The sequence below is a fragment of the Cupriavidus sp. SZY C1 genome (assembly GCF_032190535.1).
GTDB classification, from domain to species: domain Bacteria; phylum Pseudomonadota; class Gammaproteobacteria; order Burkholderiales; family Burkholderiaceae; genus Cupriavidus; species Cupriavidus pauculus_C.
This window is the reverse complement of sequence record NZ_JAUANU010000004.1, coordinates 160,740-180,505: the sequence shown is the minus strand read 5'-3', so window position 1 is coordinate 180,505 and position 19,766 is coordinate 160,740. Positions and strand designations below refer to the sequence as shown.

General features: G+C 69.2%; 14 protein-coding genes. 7 read left to right on the top strand and 7 right to left on the bottom strand.

Annotation, left to right across the window (positions count from 1 at the left end; translation table 11 throughout):
* Positions 1 to 114: 114 nt before the first annotated feature.
* Positions 115 to 2,088, bottom strand: a complete 1,974-nt coding sequence (gene prpR / locus QTN24_RS09080; RefSeq protein ID WP_313836574.1) for a propionate catabolism operon regulatory protein PrpR — start codon at positions 2,086 to 2,088, stop codon at positions 115 to 117.
* Between the two features lie 292 nt (positions 2,089 to 2,380).
* Here prpR and prpB point away from each other — a divergent pair, with 292 nt between their 5' ends.
* The 6 genes from prpB to QTN24_RS09050 all read left to right on the top strand — a co-directional run bounded on the left by prpB (position 2,381) and on the right by QTN24_RS09050 (position 10,212).
* Positions 2,381 to 3,289: a methylisocitrate lyase gene (gene prpB / locus QTN24_RS09075; protein ID WP_313836572.1), complete on the top strand. Its 909-nt coding sequence runs from the start codon at positions 2,381 to 2,383 to the stop codon at positions 3,287 to 3,289.
* A gap of 97 nt (positions 3,290 to 3,386) precedes the next feature.
* The gene (gene prpC, locus QTN24_RS09070) at positions 3,387 to 4,544 is read left to right on the top strand and encodes a 2-methylcitrate synthase (RefSeq protein WP_124684195.1); all 1,158 of its coding nucleotides are present in this window, start codon (positions 3,387 to 3,389) and stop codon (positions 4,542 to 4,544) included.
* Positions 4,545 to 4,631: 87 nt separating this feature from the next.
* Entirely contained in the window at positions 4,632 to 7,229 is a 2,598-nt protein-coding gene (acnD, locus tag QTN24_RS09065) for a Fe/S-dependent 2-methylisocitrate dehydratase AcnD (RefSeq protein WP_313836571.1), read from the top strand.
* A gap of 33 nt (positions 7,230 to 7,262) precedes the next feature.
* A complete protein-coding gene (gene prpF / locus QTN24_RS09060) occupies positions 7,263 to 8,456 on the top strand; it encodes a 2-methylaconitate cis-trans isomerase PrpF (protein ID WP_313836569.1) in 1,194 nt (397 codons plus the stop codon).
* A 272-nt stretch (positions 8,457 to 8,728) separates the two neighbouring features.
* Positions 8,729 to 9,856: an asparaginase gene (locus QTN24_RS09055; protein ID WP_124684192.1), complete on the top strand. Its 1,128-nt coding sequence runs from the start codon at positions 8,729 to 8,731 to the stop codon at positions 9,854 to 9,856.
* Between the two features lie 119 nt (positions 9,857 to 9,975).
* Positions 9,976 to 10,212 carry a DUF1289 domain-containing protein gene (locus QTN24_RS09050; protein WP_313836566.1) on the top strand — a complete coding sequence of 79 codons (237 nt, stop codon included), beginning with the start codon at positions 9,976 to 9,978 and terminating at the stop codon, positions 10,210 to 10,212.
* Between the two features lie 29 nt (positions 10,213 to 10,241).
* Here the strand turns inward: QTN24_RS09050 and QTN24_RS09045 are convergent, their stop codons facing one another.
* The 4 genes from QTN24_RS09045 to QTN24_RS09030 all read right to left on the bottom strand — a co-directional run bounded on the left by QTN24_RS09045 (position 10,242) and on the right by QTN24_RS09030 (position 15,747).
* Positions 10,242 to 10,952, bottom strand: a complete 711-nt coding sequence (locus tag QTN24_RS09045; RefSeq protein ID WP_313836565.1) for an MOSC domain-containing protein — start codon at positions 10,950 to 10,952, stop codon at positions 10,242 to 10,244.
* Positions 10,949 to 11,668, bottom strand: a complete 720-nt coding sequence (locus QTN24_RS09040; RefSeq protein WP_124684189.1) for a glutamine amidotransferase — start codon at positions 11,666 to 11,668, stop codon at positions 10,949 to 10,951. Before QTN24_RS09040 ends, QTN24_RS09045 begins: the two co-directional genes overlap by 4 nt.
* Positions 11,669 to 11,738: 70 nt before the next feature.
* Positions 11,739 to 14,204: a penicillin acylase family protein gene (locus QTN24_RS09035; protein ID WP_313836683.1), complete on the bottom strand. Its 2,466-nt coding sequence runs from the start codon at positions 14,202 to 14,204 to the stop codon at positions 11,739 to 11,741.
* Positions 14,205 to 14,316: 112 nt separating this feature from the next.
* The gene (locus QTN24_RS09030; RefSeq protein WP_313836564.1) at positions 14,317 to 15,747 is read right to left on the bottom strand and encodes an aldehyde dehydrogenase family protein; all 1,431 of its coding nucleotides are present in this window, start codon (positions 15,745 to 15,747) and stop codon (positions 14,317 to 14,319) included.
* 199 nt (positions 15,748 to 15,946) lie between these two features.
* Here QTN24_RS09030 and QTN24_RS09025 point away from each other — a divergent pair, with 199 nt between their 5' ends.
* Entirely contained in the window at positions 15,947 to 16,606 is a 660-nt protein-coding gene (locus tag QTN24_RS09025; RefSeq protein ID WP_313836562.1) for a hypothetical protein, read from the top strand.
* A gap of 200 nt (positions 16,607 to 16,806) precedes the next feature.
* On the opposite strand, the gene creD is transcribed toward QTN24_RS09025, so the two are convergent.
* Positions 16,807 to 18,219, bottom strand: coding sequence for a cell envelope integrity protein CreD (creD, locus tag QTN24_RS09020; protein WP_313836560.1), 1,413 nt, complete (start codon positions 18,217 to 18,219; stop codon positions 16,807 to 16,809).
* A 99-nt stretch (positions 18,220 to 18,318) separates the two neighbouring features.
* Positions 18,319 to 19,761, bottom strand: a complete 1,443-nt coding sequence (creC, locus tag QTN24_RS09015; protein WP_313836558.1) for a two-component system sensor histidine kinase CreC — start codon at positions 19,759 to 19,761, stop codon at positions 18,319 to 18,321.
* Positions 19,762 to 19,766 lie beyond the last annotated feature (5 nt).

Below are 19,766 nucleotides of genomic sequence, written 5' to 3'. Positions count from 1 at the left end.
TAATTGCTGAATTGAGGTCGAGGCTTCGTTGGGTAATTGATGGGCTCCTCCCACGCAGGCGGGATCGGGGAACTCACAAGATCCATTCCGGGGCAAACCCGATGCAAACCCGCCCTACCCCTCCCGAAGGCGGCGCCACAGGGTCGTGGCGCTGATGCCCAGCTTGGCGCAGGCGGCGGCGCGGTTGCCGCCGCATTCGTCCAGTACCCGACGGATGTGTTCGGTCTGGCTGGTGCGGGCGACGTTGGCCAGCGACGGCGCGTCGGCCGGCACGGCGTGTTCCAGGGCCGGCATCGCCGAGAACAGCTCGGGCACGGCCGCCTGAAGTTCGCGTTGCAGCGCGGCGGGGGCCAGTTCGGCGCCGGCGACCAGCACGGCGATGCGTTCGGTCACATTTTCGAGTTCGCGGATATTACCCGGCCAGGCGTAGCGCGACAGCCGGTCGCGCACGGCGTCGGGCAGCGGCTGCGGCGTGTCGATGCCCAGCCGCTCCTGCGCGCGGCGGTACAGCAGCGCGGCCAGCGCGGGCAGGTCGCCGGCGCGGTCGCGCAACGGCGGCATTTCGATGCGCAGGATATTGAGCCGGTAGTACAGGTCTTGCCGGAAGGTGCCCTCGCGCACCAGCGCGGCCAGGTCGCGGTGCGTGGCGGCGATGACCCGCACGTTGACCGGCACCGCCTCCAGCCCGCCAATCGGCAGCACCTGCTTTTCCTGCAGCACGCGCAGCAGCCGGGTCTGCAGCGCCGGCGGCATGTCGCCCACCTCGTCCAGGAACAGCGTGCCGTTGTGCGCCGATTCGAACAGGCCGGCTTTGCCGCCGCGCCGGGCGCCCGTGAACGCGCCTTCCTCGTAGCCGAACAGTTCCGATTCCAGCAGCGTCTCGGGAAAGGCTGCGCAGTTGACCGCGACAAACGGAAACGCGCGACGCGGGCTGGCGTCGTGCATGCCTTGCGCCAGCACCTCCTTGCCCGTGCCGCTCTCGCCGCTCACCAGCACCGTCGAATCGACCACCGCATAACGTCGCGCCAGCGCGCGCAGGTCGCTCATCGCCGGGGAATCGCCGGCCAGGTCTTCCAGGCTGTAGCGCACGCCGGCCGCGCGGGCCCGGGTGCGCGAGCGCAGGTTGCGGTCGGCGCGATGGATGGCGTTGGCGTCCTGGATCGTCAGCACGGCGCCCGACGTGCCGGCCTCGCCGACGATGGGGATACGGTTGACCACCACCATGCGGTCGCCCAGCCGGTGGATGGCCTCCAGCTCGCGCGCGCCGCTCTGCATCACGCCATCGAGCGACAGCCCCGGCGCCAGCGTGGCCAGCTTGCGTCCCACCGCCACGCCGGCCGGCGTACCCAGGAAGCGCTCCATCGCCGGGTTGAACGCCTGCACCCGCCCTTCCGCGTCCACGGCGGCCACGCCTTCGTTCAGGTGGGCCAGGATCGCGTTGACGTAGTCGCGCCGGGTAGCCTCGATGCGACGCAGCCGCGCGGCCTCGATGGCATCCTCCAGCGCCAGCCGCACCGCATTGCCCGAGTACAGGAACACGCCGACCAGCCCGTACTTGTCGGCCAGGTCGGTGACCATGCCCGGCCCCACCACCACGCGGATGCCCTCTTCCTTGAGCGCCCGCACGCGCGCCGTGGCGTCGTCCTCGGTCAGGTAGGTGTAGCGCGGGATGTCCAGCCCGAAGGCGCCGACGAACTCGTCCACTTCGGCATAGGTCGACGCATGGGTCACCAGCGCCACCTTCGGCGAGATGCGCCGCGCCGTGGCCAGCGCGCTCATGACATCGAAACCGGTCACCTTGACCAGCACCACCGGGATATCCACATGCTGACGCAGGTACGCCCCGTTCGAGCCGCCGGCCACGACCACGTCGACGCGCCCGTCGCGGGCCTCGCGGTTGATGGCGCTGGCCGCCGCCTCAAAGGCGCGGCCGACGATGCGGAATTCCGCGCGGGCGGCGTAGGCCGGAATCAGGTCGGCAAACGCGCGCGACAGGCGGCTGATACCCATCGCCCAGATGCGCGGCCGGGCGCCGGCGGCGGCTGGCTGGGAGGCGTGATGCGGAATGGGCGCGGGGAGCGAGGACATGGCGGCAACGGCGGAGGGCGACGGAATGCCTGCATTGTGCGCGGACGTCCGATGCATTTCAACTTTGAAATCCATGAAATGCAACGATGGGGACAGCGGGCGAAGCATCCGCCGCTCATCTCCCGGCGGCAACCGCCGAAAACATCACCTAAGCCCCTGAACCGTAAGGGTTTTCGCGTACCGGCATGACGCCGCCGCCATCGCGGGCATGGTGCCCGCCCTGCTGGCACACCCCTTGCGCCTATAGCCGGCCCTGCCCCGAGCAGGAACGATCCAGACAAGAGACCACGCCATGACTTTTTCCGCCAACGAACTCGCCCGCTCCGCGGGTGCCCGCTTCCGCCAGGCCCTGGCCGACGAAAGCCCGCTGCAGATTCCGGGCACGATCAACGCCAACCACGCGCTGCTGGCCAAGCGGGCCGGCTATCGCGCGATCTACCTGTCCGGCGGCGGCGTGGCCGCGGGCTCGCTGGGGCTGCCCGACCTGGGCATCTCCAACCTTGACGACGTGCTGACCGACATCCGCCGCATCACCGATGTCTGCGACACGCCACTGCTGGTCGACGTCGACACCGGCTTTGGCGCCTCGGCGTTCAACGTCGCCCGTACCACGCGCTCGCTGATCAAGTTCGGCGCGGCCGCCATGCACATCGAGGACCAGGTGGGCGCCAAGCGCTGCGGCCACCGCCCGAACAAGGAAATCGTCGGCAAGCAGGAGATGGTCGACCGCATCAAGGCCGCCGTCGACGCCCGCACCGACCAGAACTTCGTGATCATGGCCCGCACCGACGCGCTGGCCGTGGAGGGCCTGGACGCCGCCATCGAGCGCGCCGTGGCCTGCGCCGAAGCCGGCGCCGACGCCATCTTTCCCGAGGCCATGACCGATCTCGACATGTACGCCAGGTTCGTCGATGCCGTGAAGGTGCCCGTGCTGGCCAACCTGACCGAATTTGGCGCCACGCCGTACTTCACGCTGGACGACCTGCGCGGCGTGGGCGTGGCAATGGCGCTGTACCCGCTGTCGGCGTTCCGGGCCGCCAACAAGGCCGCCGAGAACGTGTTTGCCGCCATCCGCCGCGACGGCACCCAGAAGAACGTGGTGGATACGATGCAGACCCGTGCCGAACTGTACGAGCGGATCGACTACCATGCCTACGAGCAGAAGCTCGACGCGCTGTTCGCCCAGGGCAAGGGCAAGTAACGCCGCCCGGCCGCCCATCGAGAACCGATCCAGAACAAGCTGATAGCGAGACGCCACTCCCATGGCCCAACGCGAAACACCCCCCAAGGAGACCCAGATGTCCGAAGCCCAACCGCTGGCCACGCCGAAACCCAAGAAATCCGTTGCCCTGTCGGGCGTTGCCGCCGGCAACACCGCGCTGTGCACCGTCGGCCGTAGCGGCAACGATCTCCACTATCGCGGCTACGACATCCTCGACATCGCCGACACCTGCGAGTTCGAGGAAATCGCCCACCTGCTCGTTCACGGCAAGCTGCCGAACAAGGCCGAACTGGCTGCCTACAAGACCAAGCTCAAGGCGCTGCGCGGCCTGCCCGCCAACGTCAAGGCCGCGCTGGAATGGGTGCCGGCCAGCGCGCACCCGATGGACGTGATGCGCACGGGCGTGTCGGTGCTGGGCACCGTGCTCCCGGAAAAGGACGACCACAACACCCCGGGCGCGCGCGACATCGCCGACCGCCTGATGGCCAGCCTGGGCTCGATGCTGCTGTACTGGTACCACTACAGCCACAACGGCCGCCGCATCGAGGTGGAAACCGACGACGACTCGATTGCCGCCCACTTCCTGCACCTGCTGCACGGCGAGGCACCGTCCAAGCTCTGGGAACGCGCGATGCAGACGTCGCTGATCCTGTACGCGGAGCACGAGTTCAACGCGTCGACGTTTGCCTGCCGCGTCGTGGCCGGCACGGGGTCCGACATGTACTCGGCCATCTGCGGCGGCATCGGCGCGCTGCGCGGCCCGAAGCACGGCGGCGCCAACGAGGTGGCGTTCGAGATCCAGAAGCGCTATGACACCCCGGACGAGGCCGAGGCCGACATCCGCCGCCGCGTGGAGAACAAGGAAGTCGTGATCGGCTTCGGCCACCCGGTCTACACCATCAGCGACCCGCGCAACGTGGTGATCAAGGAAGTGGCGCGCAAGCTGTCGAAGGACGCCGGCTCGATGAAGATGTTCGACATCGCCGAGCGCCTGGAAACGGTCATGGCCGACGCCAAGAAGATGTTCCCGAACCTGGACTGGTTCAGCGCCGTGAGCTACCACATGATGGGCGTGCCGACGGCCATGTTCACGCCGCTGTTCGTCATCGCCCGCACGTCGGGCTGGGCCGCGCACGTGATCGAGCAGCGGATCGACAACAAGATCATCCGCCCGACGGCCAACTACACCGGCCCGGAGAACCTGAAGTTCGTGCCGCTCGACAAGCGCGCCTGAACGTCCGCCACACCATTAGAGATGTGCCGCTGCGCCGCCCGTGCCTCCGGGCGGGCGGCCAGCCGGCCCGCCAGTCCTCACGCCGCCATGAATACCGCCTACCGCAAGCCGCTGCCCGGCACCCGGCTCGACTACTTCGATGCCCGCGCAGCCGTCAATGACATTTCCCCGGGCGCCTGGGACAAGCTGCCGTACACCTCGCGCGTGCTCGCCGAGAACCTTGTGCGCCGCTGCGACCCGGCCACGCTGACCGATTCGCTCAAGCAGCTCGTCGAGCGCCGCCGCGACCTGGACTTCCCGTGGTTCCCGGCCCGCGTGGTCTGCCACGACATCCTGGGCCAGACCGCGCTGGTGGACCTGGCCGGCCTGCGCGACGCCATTGCCGACCAGGGCGGCGACCCCGCCAAGGTCAACCCGGTGGTGCCGGTGCAGCTGATCGTCGACCACTCGCTGGCCGTGGAATGCGGCGGCTTCGACCCCGACGCGTTCGCCAAGAACCGCGCCATCGAGGACCGCCGCAACGAGGACCGCTTCGACTTCATCAACTGGACCAAGAAGGCGTTCCGCAACGTCGACGTGATCCCGCCGGGCAACGGCATCATGCACCAGATCAACCTGGAGAAGATGTCGCCGGTGATCCATGCCGCGGACGGCGTGGCCTACCCGGACACCTGCGTCGGCACCGACAGCCACACGCCCCACGTGGACGCGTTGGGCGTGATCGCCATCGGCGTGGGCGGCCTGGAGGCCGAGAACGTGATGCTGGGCCGCGCGTCGTGGATGCGGCTGCCCGACATCGTCGGCGTGGAACTGACCGGGCGCCGCCAGCCCGGCATCACCGCCACCGACATCGTGCTGGCACTGACCGAATTCCTGCGCAAGGAAAAGGTCGTCGGCGCCTACCTGGAATTCCGCGGCGAAGGGGCGGCCAGCCTGACGCTGGGCGACCGCGCCACCATCTCGAACATGGCGCCCGAGTACGGCGCCACGGCCGCGATGTTCTTCATCGACGGCCAGACCACCGAATACCTGCGCCTGACCGGCCGCGACGAAGCCCAGGTGCAGCTTGTGGAAACCTACGCCCGCACCGCCGGGCTGTGGGCCGACGCGCTGGCCGACGCCGAGTACGAGCGCGTGCTGCACTTCGACCTGTCCACCGTGGTCCGCAACATGGCCGGCCCGTCGAACCCGCACAAGCGGCTGCCGACGTCCGACCTGGCCGCGCGCGGCATTGCCGGCCAGTGGGAAGACACGCCGGGCCAGATGCCCGACGGCGCCGTGATCATCGCCGCCATCACGAGCTGCACGAACACCAGCAACCCGCGCAACGTGATTGCCGCCGCGCTGCTGGCCCGCAACGCCAACCAGCGCGGGCTCGCGCGCAAGCCGTGGGTCAAGTCGTCGCTGGCGCCGGGGTCCAAGGCCGTGGAGCTGTACCTGCAGGAAGCCAACCTGCTGCCCGACCTGGAAAAGCTCGGCTTCGGCATCGTCGCGTTTGCCTGCACCACCTGCAACGGCATGTCCGGCGCGCTGGACCCGAAGATCCAGCAGGAAATCATCGACCGGGACCTGTACGCCACGGCCGTGCTGTCCGGCAACCGCAACTTCGACGGCCGCATCCACCCGTATGCCAAGCAGGCGTTCCTGGCGTCGCCGCCGCTGGTGGTGGCCTATGCCATCGCCGGGACGATCCGCTTCGACATCGAGCAGGACGCGCTGGGCACCGACGCCAGCGGCCAGCCGGTCTACCTGCGCGACATCTGGCCCAGCGACGACGAGATCGACGCCATCGTGCGCCAGAGCGTCAAGCCCGAGCACTTCCGCAAGGTCTACGAGCCGATGTTCGCCGTGCGTGCCGAGAACGACGCCGCGATCGATCCGCTCTACGACTGGCGCCCGCAGAGCACCTACATCCGCCGCCCGCCGTACTGGGAAGGCGCGCTGGCCGGCGAGCGCACGCTGCGCGGCATGCGCGCGCTGGCCGTGCTGGGCGACAACATCACGACCGACCACCTGTCGCCGTCGAACGCCATCCTGCCGAACAGCGCGGCTGGCGAGTACCTGGCGAAGATGGGCCTGCCCGAGGAAGACTTCAACTCGTACGCCACGCACCGCGGCGACCACCTGACCGCCCAGCGCGCCACGTTTGCCAACCCGACGCTGGTCAACGAGATGGCCGTGGTGGACGGCGCCGTGAAGAAGGGTTCGCTGGCGCGCATCGAGCCCGAGGGCAAGGTCGTGCGGATGTGGGAGGCCATCGAGACGTACATGGACCGCAAGCAGCCGCTGATCGTGATTGCCGGGGCCGACTACGGCCAGGGCTCGTCGCGCGACTGGGCCGCCAAGGGCGTGCGGCTGGCCGGCGTGGAAGCCATCGTGGCCGAGGGCTTCGAACGCATCCACCGCACCAACCTGATCGGCATGGGCGTGCTGCCCGTGGAATTCTTCCCGGGCACCAACCGGCTGACGCTGGGCATCGACGGCACCGAGACGTTCGACGTGGTGGGCGACCGCCAGCCGCGCGCCGAGCTGACGCTGCTGATCCACCGCCGCAATGGCGAGACCGTGCGGGTGCCGGTGCGCTGCCGGCTGGACAGCGACGAGGAAGTGTCGATCTACGAGGCCGGCGGCGTGCTGCAACGGTTTGCGCAGGACTTCCTGGAATCGTCGCGGTCAGCCGCCTGACGATCCCCGGCGCAGACTTTCAAGGAAACCACGATGGCTCACGTTCCCCAAATCAAGATCCCGGCGACGTACCTGCGCGGCGGCACGAGCAAGGGCGTCTTCTTCCGGCTGCAGGACCTGCCCGAGGCCGCCCAGCAGCCGGGCCCGGCGCGCGACCGCCTGCTGCTGCGCGTGATTGGCAGCCCGGACCCGTACGGCAAGCAGATCGACGGCATGGGCGCGGCCACGTCGAGCACCAGCAAGACGGTGATCATCGCCCGCAGCACGCGGCCGGACCACGACGTGGACTACCTGTTCGGCCAGGTGTCGATCGACCAGCCGTTCGTCGACTGGAGCGGCAACTGCGGCAACCTGTCGGCGGCGGTGGGCCCGTTCGCGGTCAGCAACGGCTTTATCGAGGCCGCCCGGATTCCGCAGAACGGCACCGTCACCGTCCGCATCTGGCAGGCCAACATCGGCAAGACGATCGTCGCCCACGTGCCGGTCACCAACGGCGCGGTGCAGGAAACCGGCGACTTCGAGCTGGATGGCGTGACCTTTCCGGCCGCCGAGGTGCAGTTGGAGTTCATGGACCCGGCCGCCGAGGAAGGCGACGACGGCGGCGCCGCGATGTTCCCGACCGGCAACCTCGTCGATGACCTGGAGGTGCCCGGCGTGGGCACGCTCAAGGCGACGATGATCAACGCCGGCATCCCGACGATCTTCGTCGAGGCGGCGGCCATCGGCTACACCGGCACCGAGCTGCAGGACGCCATCAACGGCGACCCGAAGGCACTGGCGATGTTCGAGACGATCCGCGCGCACGGCGCAAAGCGCATGGGCCTGATCCAGGACCTGGACGAAGCCCGCACGCGCCAGCACACGCCGAAGGTGGCGTTCGTCGCCGGCCCGGCCACGTACACGGCATCGAGCGGCAAGACCGTGCGCGCCGAGGACGTGGACCTGCTGGTGCGCGCGCTGTCGATGGGCAAGCTGCACCACGCGATGATGGGCACGGCGGCGGTGGCCATCGGCACGGCGGCAGCCATTCCCGGCACGCTGGTCAACCTGGCCGCCGGCGGCGGCGCACGCGAGGCCGTGCGCTTCGGCCATCCGTCGGGCACGCTGCGCGTGGGCGCCCAGGCCGAACAGGCCAACGGCCAGTGGACCGTGCGCAAGGCCATCATGAGCCGCAGCGCGCGCGTGCTGATGGAAGGCTGGGTCCGCGTACCAGGCGACAGTTTCTGACCCGTCGCACAACGCGGCCGTTGTCGTCACCGGGCGGCATTCTCCCAGCGCGGAGAATGCCGCTTTGTCTTATCTGGCATACGTTTCCGGGCGATGGCCGGGCGCTGTGCAGATTCTGTTGTGGTTGTCGACGCAACGGGGATGGGTGGTTATAGTGCTCGGTCCGTGGTGCCTGACACGCCTACCTGGCACCACGGTCTCATGAACCAACCATACGCGGCGGCCCCGCGCTTTCCACGAGAAACCAGCAGCCCGCCGCCAAGAGGAGAATCATGCAACGTACTGCCACCCTGAAACCCATCGCCGCGCTGCTGCTGTCCGCCACCCTGCTGACCGGCACGGCCTGTGCGCAACTGGCCCCGGCGCCCGGCACCCCCGGCGCGGCTCCGGCCGGTACGACCGCCGAGGCCCGCAAGGCCAACATCGTCATCATCGGCACGGGCGGCACCATTGCCGGGGCCGGTGCCTCGGCCACCAACACGGCGGCCTACCAGTCGGCCGTGGTGCCGGTCGACAAGATCATTGCCTCGGTGCCGGAAGTCTCGAAGGTCGCCAACGTCAAGGGCGAGCAGATCTTCCAGATCGGGTCCGAGAGCTTCAACAACGAGCGGCTGCTGAAGCTGGGCAAGCGCGTGTCCGAACTGCTCAAGCAGCCCGACGTGGACGGCATCGTGATCACGCACGGCACCGACACGATCGAGGAAACCGCCTACTTTCTGAACCTCACGCTCAAGAGCGACAAGCCCGTGGTGGTGGTGGGTTCCATGCGTCCGGGTACGGCGCTGGGCGCCGACGGCGCGCTGAATCTCTATGACGCGGTGCTGGTGGCGTCCAGCCCGGCGTCCAGGGGCAAGGGCACGCTGGTCGTGCTCAACGACGAGGTCCACACGGGCCGCGACGTGACCAAGAGCAACACGTTCAAGACCGAGACGTTCCGCTCGCCGTTCGGCCCGCTGGGCTACGTGGTGGAAGGCCGCACGCTGTACTACCGCACGCTGGCCCGGCCGCACACGGTGCAGACCGAGTTCGACATCGACAAGATCGACCGCCTGCCCGAAGTGGCCGTGCTCTACGCCTACGGCAACGTGAACCCGGCCATGGTCGACGCGGCCGTCAAGAGCGGCGCCAAGGCCATCGTCTATGCGGCCACCGGCAACGGCAGCGTGGGCGACTACATGGTGGAGCCGCTGAAGGCCGCGCAGGCCAAGGGCGTGCAGGTCGTGCGCGCGTCGCGCACGGGCAGCGGCATCGTCGTGCGCAACGCCGAGCAGCCTGACGACAAGTACAACTGGATCGTCACCGACGACCAGTTGCCGCAGAAGGCGCGCATCCTGATGGCGCTGGCGCTGACCAAGACCAACGATCCGAAGCAGCTTCAGCAGATCTTCTGGAAGTACTGATGCACCGAGGCGCCGGGCCCGCCCCGGTGCCTTGCCGCTAGATGTCATCGGAAGGCGGGGGGCGGGGCGCCCCCGCAGCGGGCGTTTATAATGCGCGCTCAGTTTCCCGCCCGCCTTCCATGTCCGACCGCCCCGCCGACCCCACCGCTTCCACGCCCGACGACACCCGCCTGAGCGACCGCCCAGACAGCCCGTGCATCGGCATCTGTTCGACGCTGTTCGACGAGGTTTGCCAGGGTTGCGGCCGGACGGCCGCCGAGGTCAGCAACTGGGTGTTCTACAGCGAGACAGAAAAGCAGGCGATCTGGGAGCGGATCACGCGCGAAGGCACGGCGTGGCGGTTTCGCCAGGACTAAGCAGCGCCTTCGCCGCCCCCTCCCCTCATTCAACCGCCCGCCAGCCGCTTCTCCATGTCCTCGACCGCGTGGCTGGCCACGCGCTGCCGGGCCAGCTTGCGCCAGCTTTCGGCCAGGCATGGCAGTTCGGCCATTTCGGCGAGCGCCGATAGATTGAGCCGGTCGACATAGAGCACGTGCAGCAGCCGCTGCAGGCTCCATTGCGGATACGGGCGCGCCACCAGCACCAGCCGGTCGCCGGCGGCCACCTCGCCTTCCTCGATCACGCGGTAATACCAGCCGGTGCGTCCGCTGCCCTGCACCGCCCGCGACATGCCGGCAAACCCGAAGCGGTGATTCAGCTTCCAGCACGGCTGGCGTGCCTGGGACACCTCCACCAGCGCCGTTCCCAGCCGGTAGCGGTCGCCGACGCAGACGTCGGCCTCGGTCAGCCCCGTGGTACTCAGGTTTTCGCCAAACGCACCCGCATGGTCGAGCACGGCCGTGTTGCCGCCCTGCCCGGCCAGTTCGCCGCGCCAGCCCGCGTAGTGGTCGCGCGGATAGTGGTGCAGCGCCTTCTCGGGGCCGCCGTGGTGCTTCGGATCGCCCTGCTCGTCGATGGCCAGCCCGACCGGCGTGACGCGCACCGGCCCGTCCACAGGCGTCTTGCCGATGCCGCTCGGCACGCCTTTCGGGCCGAACGGCTGCACGCGGCCCGCCAGCAGCACGTCGATCCTGACGTCCACAGCCGCGCCGCTCACAGCCCCGCCTCCTCCATCCAGCGCGCGAACATCAGCTCGCCGGCGCTGGCCACGGTGGCGCCGATCTCGGCCGTGCGGCGGCGGATCGTGCGCGGGTCCACGCCGGCCTTGGCCAGCTCGACCGTATGGCCGATCAGCCAGGTCTCGATATCGCCCGGCTTGACCTCGGGGTGGAATTGCAGCGCCAGCACGTGCTTGCCGATGGCATACGCCTGGTTCGGCGTCGCGGCGGTCGATGCCAGCCGCTCGGCGCCCTCGGGCAGGTCGAACGTGTCGCCGTGCCAGTGCAGCACCTCCCAGTCGGCGTTGGCCAGCAGCGCCAGCGGCGAGCGGCGGCCGGCCTCGGTCGGCGAAATCGGCGCCCAGCCAATCTCGCGCGTGCCCGGATAGACGCGGGCGCCGCATGCCGCGGCAATCAACTGCGCGCCCAGGCAGGCGCCGATGATCGGCAGTTCGTCCTGCAGCCGCTGGCGGATCACGCTGATCTCCGCTTCGAGCCACGGGTACGCCTCGGTCTCGTAGACGCCGATGGGGCCGCCCAGCACGACCAGCAGGTCGGCCGGGTCGGTCTGCACCAGCGTCAGGTCGTCCACGCCCGCCTGGAACAGGCGAATGTCATGGCCGCGGTCGCGCGCCACGTCGGCAATCACGCCTGCATGTTCGAATGCAACGTGCTGGATGACATCGGTCCTCAACTGGCGCCTGGTTTCGCTCATTGCGTAACGCTCCTGCTAGAAATGGTGGGCATCGGATAGGGGACGCAGGGCGATACGATACCGCACCGCATCAATGCCTGTCGCGTGCCGGTTGCAGCACCAGCGTCTCGAAGCTGTCGCCGCCGGGGTTGCGCCGCTGCGCGCCGATCTGGATGAACTGGACGGCGGCCCACTTGTCGGTCCAGTCGCGGTAGTGCGGCGACAGCGCGTTGCCGGACTGCCCGGTCGACGACATGAAGCGCGACGCGGACAGGTCGGCCAGGTCGTAGATCGCGCGCAGGCTGGCCGCGTGGGTGTTCTCGAACGGGGCCTTCTCGTCGCGCAGGCTGTGGCGGCCCACGTCGACCGTATAGGTATCGCCGCCGGTCGGCACGCGGACGTTGAACAGCCCGGCCAGATACGGCACCTTGCCGAACGGCTTGTGCTCCGAGCGCGCCGTGTGGGCCTTGCCCCAGCGCCATTTGTCCGGGTCCGCACCGTAGCGGGTATCGAGGTCGGCCAGCGCGCGCTGCCAGGCCAGGCCGATCGTGTCGGCGCAGGTCTCGCGGGCGGTGGTGCGCGAGTTGTCGCACCAGAAGGCGCCCTGCCCGGCCGGGTCGCGCATGGCGTTGAGCATCGGCAACTGGACGTTGCGCTGGTCCCAGAGCCGGACGAACTGCGCGTCGCCCACCTTGTCCGCGAACAGCAGCCGCGACAGCTCGCGCAGCCATGCCGTCACCACCAGCGGCTCGGCGCGGTCGGCCGCCATGGTGCCGTCCCACTGGCGCAGCGCGTCGAACAGCGCGCGCTCGCGGGCCGGGCGCGATGCATCGCTGGCCACCGGGGCGGCCAGTAGCAGCGGCAAGGCGTCGCGCACGGCCAGCGACACCACGTCTTTCTGGATCGCGGCGAAGGTGTCCGGCGTATGGCGCGGCGTGGCGTCCAGCAGCGTCTGGATGCGCTGCGCGCGGTACGGCACGCTCCATTCGCTGGTCAGGAAGAACGGGTACTGGTCGTCGACGATCTTCTGGTTGGCCGTCACGATCATGCCCGACGGCGGGTTGAACCGCTGCGGCAACTGCTCGAACGGGATAAAGCCCTGCCAGTCGTAGCGCGCGTCCCAGCCCGGCGCCGGCGCCAGGCCCATCAGGTCGTTGTCGGCCCGGCGCACCGGCACGCGGCCCGGCGCGATGAAGCCGATGTTGCCATCGACATCGGCGTAGACCATGTTCTGCTGCGGCGCGTGGAAGTCGCGCAGCGCGGCCACGAAGCTCTTCCAGTCCTTTGCCAGACCCATGTTCAGGCTGGCCTGGAACGTCTTGTCGTCAGGCCGCAGCGCCGTCCACTGGAACGCCACCACGTACTGGGCGCCCAGCGGCTTGGCCGCCGCGCCAATTGGCTCGGCCACGTCGGACATCACCGGCCCGTGGCGCGTGGCGCGCACGCGCAGCGACACGTCGGGCTCGCCTTTCACGTGGATGGTCTCGGTATAGGTCTCGAACGGCGCCCAGCCGTCGGGGGTCTGGTAGCGGGCCGGATTCGACGGGTCGATCCGCTCGATGAACAGGTCCTGCACGTCGGGCGCCGTATTGGTGAAGCCCCAGGCGATGCGCTGGTTGTGGCCCAGCACCACCAGCGGCGCGCCCGGCAGCGTGGCGCCGGTCAGGTCCAGCCCCGGCGCCTGCAGGTGCGCGAAATACCACAGCGCGGGCGCCTGCAGCCCCAGATGGGGGTCGTTGGCCAGCAGCGGCTTGCCGCTGCGGGTGTGCGCGCCCGACACCACCCAGTTGTTCGAGCCCATCCCTTCGATATGGCTGGACGGCGCGCGGTCGGCCACCTGGGCCATGGCCGTGGCCACCGGGGCGAGCTGGCGGTAGAAGCTGGCGTAATCCATCGTGCGCAGCGGCTTGTCGCCGGGGTACGGCGCCAGGATCTCGGCGATGCGCGAGGTCGGGAGCTGTTGGGCCAGTCCCATCCGCAGCACTTCCTGCGTCCAGTTGCCGCCCAGGTCCCAGGCCATCATCGTCTGCCAGCCGACGGTATCGGCCGGCTCCCAGCGTTCCGGGCGGATGCCGAGCATCAGGAATTCGGGCGGCAGCGCCGACTTGCGGGTGTCGATAAAGGCGTTGACGCCGTCGGCATAGGCCTGCAGCACCGCGCGGACCTCCGGCGACGTGCGGGCGACGATGGCCTCGGCGTTGCGGCGCACCCCCAGCGTGCGCAGGAAGCGGTCGTTGTCCACGGCCTTGGGGCCCAGGATCTCGGCCAGCCGCCCGGCCACGATGCGCTTGTTCATCTGCATCTGCCAGAGCCGGTCCTGCGCGTGGACGTAGCCCAGCGCGTAGTAGGCGTCCAGCGGATGGCTGGCCTGGATGTGCGGCACGGCGTTGCGGTCACGCACCACCACCACCCGCTCGCGCAGCCCGGATAGCTGCTGCGTGCCGGCCGTATCGGGCTGCGACGCCTGGCGGTACCAGACATAGGCGCCAATTGCCGCCGTCAGCGTCAGCACCATCGCACCCAGGATGACCCAGCCCAGCCGTTTGAACCAGCGCATCGACACGCTCCCCCCAAGGAAAGACGCAAGCATGGCAGATTTCCGCGCAGACAAGAATGCCCGGACGGGCCGGGCATCGGTACTACGGGGTGCGGGCAGCGGCCGGAGCCGCTCAGGCCGGCTTCTTGAGCTGCAGCGACTTGTATTCGAGGAATTCCTCCAGCCCGAACTTGCCGCCCTCGCGGCCGTTGCCGGACTGCTTGAATCCCCCGAACGGGGCATTCATGTTGAACGGGCCGCCGTTGATGTCCACCTGGCCCGTGCGGATGCGCCGCGCCACGCGGATCGCGCGCGCCTCGTCGCCGGACCAGACGCCGCCGCCCAGCCCGTAGATACTGTCATTGGCGATGCGGATCGCGTCTTCCTCGGTGTCGTAGCAGATTACCGACAGCACCGGGCCGAAGATTTCCTCCTGCGCCACGGTGGCCCGGGGATCGACGTTGCCCAGCACGGTGGGCTTGACGAAAAAGCCGCGCTCGAAGCCTTCCGGGGTCTCCGGGCCGCCAGCGACCAGTTCGGCGCCCTCTTCCAGCCCGCGCCGGATGTAGCCGGTCACGCGCTGCTTCTGGACGTCCGAGATCAGCGGGCCCAGGCGCGTGGTGTCCGACATCGGATCGCCCACGGCAAAGCCTTCCACGATCTTGGCGGCAATCGCCTTGACCTCGTCGTAGCGGCTGCGCGGCACCAGCATGCGGGTGTGCGCCGAGCAGGTCTGGCCGGAATTGAGAAAGCAGGCGCTCAGCGTGCCCTTGACGGCCGCCGGCAGGTCCGCGTCGTCCAGGATCACGGAAGCCGACTTGCCGCCCAGTTCCAGCGCCACGCGCTTGACCGACTGCGCGGCCAGCTCCGACACGCGCTTGCCGGCCCGCGTGGAGCCCGTGAACGACACCATGTCGACCTCCGGATGGCTGGCCAGCACCTCGCCCACCACCGGGCCGTAGCCGGTCACCAGGTTGAACACGCCCGGCGGCAGGCCGGCGGCCTCGATCACCTCGGCCAGCACAAAGGCGTTGAGCGGCGCCACTTCCGACGGCTTGAGCACCACGGTGCAACCGGCGGCCAGCGCCGGTGCCACCTTCAGCGTGATCTGGTTCAGCGGGTAGTTCCACGGCGTGATGGCCGCCACAACGCCCACCGGCTCGCGCACGACCAGCGAGTTGCCGACCTGTTCCTCGAACGTGAAGCGGTCGAGCAGCGCGGCGGCCTGGCCCCAGTTGTAGACCGGCCCGCCCACCTGGATGGCGCGCGCCAGCTTGATCGGCATGCCCACCTCGCCGGCGATCAGTTGCGCCAGTTCCTCGGTGCGGTCCTTGAGTCCCTCGGCGATCTTGCGGATGTACTGCACGCGCTCGGCGGGCGGCGTCGCGGCCCAGCCGTCGAACGCCGCGCGGGCGGCGGAAATGGCGTCCTCGGCGTCACGGGCATGTCCCTCGGGGATCTTGCCCATGACGGCCTCGGTGGCGGAGTGGATGACGTCGATACTGCCCGTACCGTGGGGCGCCACCCATTTGCCGTTGATGAAAAGTTTGTCTCGTTGTTGCATGGCCACAGCCCTCAAGAGGTGAATCGGCGGAGTGCAAATTTTGTTACTTTTATGGTGCACCACATTGTAGGCCGGTTTGCGGATTCGCTTTTCGTCCATCCGCCGCCGGCCCGGACAACAAGATGGCGATAATCGGCCGCGCAACAGCTCACCCGAGGGCCTCGCCGCGGGCGGCCGATCGATAACAAAGGAGCGAGACATGGTCGACCCGGTCTATCACAAGACGGAAGCAGGTCAGGAGGAAATCCGCACCCGCGCGCGCAAGCTGGACCACAAGCTGCGCGCGCTGCTGCTGATCGTGAACGGAGAACGCGCCAGATCGGCGCTGTTGGCGCAAGTCGCCGGCATGGGCGTGGCCGAGGAGGCGTTCGATACGCTGCTGGCGCTGGGCCTGATCGCGCCGGCCGCCGAGCCAGCGCGGGCAGCACCAGCGGCCGCCCGGTCCGGCCGCCCCGCCGCGCCGGCCCGCCCGGCCGACACCAACCTGTTCGCGGCCTATTCGGGCTTCAACTCGGCCGGCGGCAAGGGCATCGACGATCGCATCGACGATCGCGACGTGCTGGCCGACACCACCATCGCCCCGGCACTGACCCCGGCGCGCGCCCCGGCCACCGTCGGCGCCGACGGCTACCAGCGGCTCTACCACTTCTACACCGACGTGATCGGCAACCACCTGGGGCTGCGCGGCTACGTACTGCAGGTCAAGGTGGAAAAAGCCGCCACCGTCGTCGAACTGGCCGCCCTGCGCGACGCGCTGGGCGCCGCCTTGCAGAAAGCCAAGGGCGACATCACCGCCCACGCCATCATCGACCAGCTCGACGATTTGCTGGCCGAAATGGGCGTGGCACCCGCGCGGTAGGGGCGCACCGCTCGACACGTCGCGCTGCTGCGGGGTTTTAGCTCCCCTCTCCCGCCTGCGGGAGAGGGGTTGGGGGAGAGGGCCAGCGGTTCAAATCGCGACTAGTCGGCAAGCAGAACCTCAACGCCCTCTCCCCCGGCCCCTCTCCCGCGATGCGGGAGAGGGGAGACCACCACCAGCGTGTCGGCGGCTGTCGCAAGTCAGCCGCCCGCGCGAGCCTGGTTGCCTGTCCCCTCCTCTGTCGCCACCGGCTGCACGCCCCCCACCGCATACCAGTCCACCTTCCGCGTGACCGCCATGATGATGGCCAGCGTCACGAACAGCAGCGCGGTGCCCAGGACCAGCGCGTTGTCCTCGGACACGAGCAGCCCGTAGAGCGCGCCGTACAGCGCCGTCAGCAGCGCGGCAAAGCCCAGGCCGCGTTGCCAGCTTCGCAGCACGAACGACAGGTAGAAGCCCAGCAGGCCGATGCAGGCCGCGCTGGCCGTCAGGTAGGCCAGCACGAATGCCACGTGCTCGGACAGGCTGACCAGCAGCAGGAAGAAGATCGCCAGCGCCAGGCCGGCCAGCAGGTACTGGATCGGGTGGATGCGCAGCGACTTGACCAGTTCGAACAGGTAGAGCCCGGCAAACGTCAGCACCACGAACAGCAGGCCGTACTTGACCGCCCGCTCGGCCTGCACGTAGATGTTGACCGGCTCCATCAGCGTGACGGACGCGGCCTGCAGGTCGTGCACGCCCTGCTGGGTGGCCAGTTGCTCGCGCACGCGGGTGTTGAACGACGTGATCGACCAGTCGGCGCGGAAGCCGTCGGCCGTGACCGTGCGCTGGCGCGGCAGGAAGTCGCCGTCGAAGCTCGGGTGTGGCCACGGCGACTGCATGCTGAACTGGTTCAGGCCGGCCACCGGCGTGACCGCCATCGCGCGGGCGCCCAGCACCGCCAGCTTCATCGAGAACGGCACCACGCGCGCCTCGGCAGGCTTGCCGGCCGCGCCGGACACGTCGACGCGCCCGTGCAGCCCCTGCGGCAGGCTGGGCAGCCGGGTGCCCTGCGAAAGCTGCACCGCCGTGCCGGCGAGCGCGATGACCGGCTCCGAGACCAGCCCGCGCATGTCGGCCACGCCCACCACCACGTACGGCTGGCCCATCTCGAAGCGGACGTGGTGGGTCGATTCCGGCAGCTCGGGCCGCGCCTTGGGATCGGGCAGCTCAATCGTGCCGGACAGCTCGCTGGCCGTTTCGTAGACGATGGTCTTGTGGATGCCCCGGTAGCGCTCGCTCGGCGTGATGGCGGTCTGCACCCGCAGCGACTTCGGGAACACCAGCAACTGGCGCATTTCCTCGCGGTACGGGGCCAGCGGCGCCGGCACCGCGTTCTGCGTCAGCGGGCGGTCCGCCGGCGGCGGCACGGCGATGATTTCCTTGTAGGGCACGACGATGACCGGCCCGGTCAGCGTCTGCGGGCCGGCGTAGCTCTGCCAGATGCTGCGCTCGGCCTGGTCGCGGTATACGCCGCGCTCGTGGACGATGCCGAGCACCATCTGGAGCGCGATCCAGAGCAGTACGACGACCGCGCCGATCGTGACGATGCGAAAAATCAGAGGCTTGTTCATGGTGTCCTGTGACAGTCGGGTTGACGTGCCGCAAGACTAGCGAGCCGCTGTGGGCGCGATGTGGGCGCGATATGGGGGCGATGTGGGCCCGGTGTGAAGTCAGGCCGCCAGCGGCACCGTCAGCCGTGCCCGGGTGCCGCCGCCGTCGCGGTTGGCCACCTCGATGGTGCCGCGATGGAGCTGGGCCACCTCGCGCACCAGGCAGAGCCCGAGCCCGGTGCTGCGGTTGCGCCCGCCGGGCCGGGGCAGCGAATAGAACCGCTCGAACAGCCGCCCCTGGGCGAAGTCCGGGATGCCGGGGCCGCGGTCGTCGATCGTCACGGCCACCGCGTCCTGCGCGGGCAGCGGGTCCAGCGCGATGTCGATGGTGGTACCCGCCGGCGCAAAGTCGAGCGCGTTCTCCAGCAGGTTGACGATGGCCTGGCGCAGCAGGAACGGGTCGCCGGTCGTGGCCGGGCCCGGGCCGGCCGGCGCCTGCCAGTGCAGCCGGACATCGCGCTGGCGTGCGCGTGGTTCCAGCGCCGCCACGATCTGGCCGATCTCGGGCGCCAGCGGCACGCGCGCCGCGTTCTCCAGCCGCTGGCGCTGCTCCACTTCGGCCAGCGTCAGCAGCTTGCGGATCAGCTCGTCCAGCCGCTGCGTCTGGCTGCGGATATTGCCGACAAAGCGCGCGCGGTCGGCCGGCGGCATGTCTTCCTGCAACAGCTCCGCCGCACCGCCGATGGCGGCCAGCGGGCTTTTCATCTCGTGGGTCAGCGTGTGGATGTAGTGCTCGACGTACTGCTTGTCTTCCAGCCGCAGCCGCATGGTTTCCACGGCGCGGCCCAGCTCGGCCAGTTCGCTGGCGCCGCGCAGCGGCATTTCGGCGCGCTCGCCGGCCGCCACGGAACGCGCGTAGCGCTGCAGCTTGCGCAGGCCGATGACCAGCCACAGCGTGCAGACCACGCCGATCACCGCCGCGCCGCCAATCAGCAGCAGCCCGTAGGTCAGGATCTTGCCCTGGCTGCGCGCGATGAACGGCGCCACCGACCGGTTCGGCTTGGCCACGGTCAGCACGCCGATGATGCGCGCGCCGTCGCGGATTGGCGCGGCCACGTACATGACCGTGCTGGCCTCGTCGTCGGGATCGGTGCGGGTGCTGCGGGCGCCGTATTTGCCCTGCAGCGTCAGGTAGACGTCGTTCCAGCGCGAATAATCGGCGCCCAGCGCCTGGCCCGTGGAATCGAAGCGGACGATGCCGCGGTCGTCGGTGATGTAGATGCGGTAGCCAATGGCGTCCTTGTGCATGCCCCAGACGCTGGCGTCGACCGGGCTTTCCTGCAGCCGCGCCAGCTTGCGGGCGAAATTGCCATCGGCGAGCTGACCATGGCGCAGGTCGTCGGCGGCCAGCACGGCCAGCACGTTGGCGGTGTCGACCAGCGTGTCTTCCATCGCCTGGCGCACGCCGGGCTTTACCTCCTGCACGAACACGCGCAGCGTCAGGAACGCGGCCAGCCCGACCACGAGGAAAAAGCCGAAGAAGATGCGCAGGCCGATGTGCATGGCCG

What these genes read in the sequence shown, in the direction of transcription:
- creD (WP_313836560.1), bottom strand. Translation starts at nt 18,219, where the DNA reads ATGAACAAGCCTCTGATTTTTCGCATCGTCACGATCGGCGCGGTCGTC.
- prpR (WP_313836574.1), bottom strand. Translation starts at nt 2,088, where the DNA reads ATGTCCTCGCTCCCCGCGCCCATTCCGCATCACGCCTCCCAGCCAGCC.
- QTN24_RS09050 (WP_313836566.1), top strand. Translation starts at nt 9,976, where the DNA reads ATGTCCGACCGCCCCGCCGACCCCACCGCTTCCACGCCCGACGACACC.
- QTN24_RS09030 (WP_313836564.1), bottom strand. Translation starts at nt 15,747, where the DNA reads ATGCAACAACGAGACAAACTTTTCATCAACGGCAAATGGGTGGCGCCC.
- QTN24_RS09035 (WP_313836683.1), bottom strand. Translation starts at nt 14,204, where the DNA reads ATGCGCTGGTTCAAACGGCTGGGCTGGGTCATCCTGGGTGCGATGGTG.
- QTN24_RS09055 (WP_124684192.1), top strand. Translation starts at nt 8,729, where the DNA reads ATGCAACGTACTGCCACCCTGAAACCCATCGCCGCGCTGCTGCTGTCC.
- prpC (WP_124684195.1), top strand. Translation starts at nt 3,387, where the DNA reads ATGTCCGAAGCCCAACCGCTGGCCACGCCGAAACCCAAGAAATCCGTT.
- acnD (WP_313836571.1), top strand. Translation starts at nt 4,632, where the DNA reads ATGAATACCGCCTACCGCAAGCCGCTGCCCGGCACCCGGCTCGACTAC.
- prpF (WP_313836569.1), top strand. Translation starts at nt 7,263, where the DNA reads ATGGCTCACGTTCCCCAAATCAAGATCCCGGCGACGTACCTGCGCGGC.
- QTN24_RS09040 (WP_124684189.1), bottom strand. Translation starts at nt 11,668, where the DNA reads ATGAGCGAAACCAGGCGCCAGTTGAGGACCGATGTCATCCAGCACGTT.
- prpB (WP_313836572.1), top strand. Translation starts at nt 2,381, where the DNA reads ATGACTTTTTCCGCCAACGAACTCGCCCGCTCCGCGGGTGCCCGCTTC.
- QTN24_RS09025 (WP_313836562.1), top strand. Translation starts at nt 15,947, where the DNA reads ATGGTCGACCCGGTCTATCACAAGACGGAAGCAGGTCAGGAGGAAATC.
- creC (WP_313836558.1), bottom strand. Translation starts at nt 19,761, where the DNA reads ATGCACATCGGCCTGCGCATCTTCTTCGGCTTTTTCCTCGTGGTCGGG.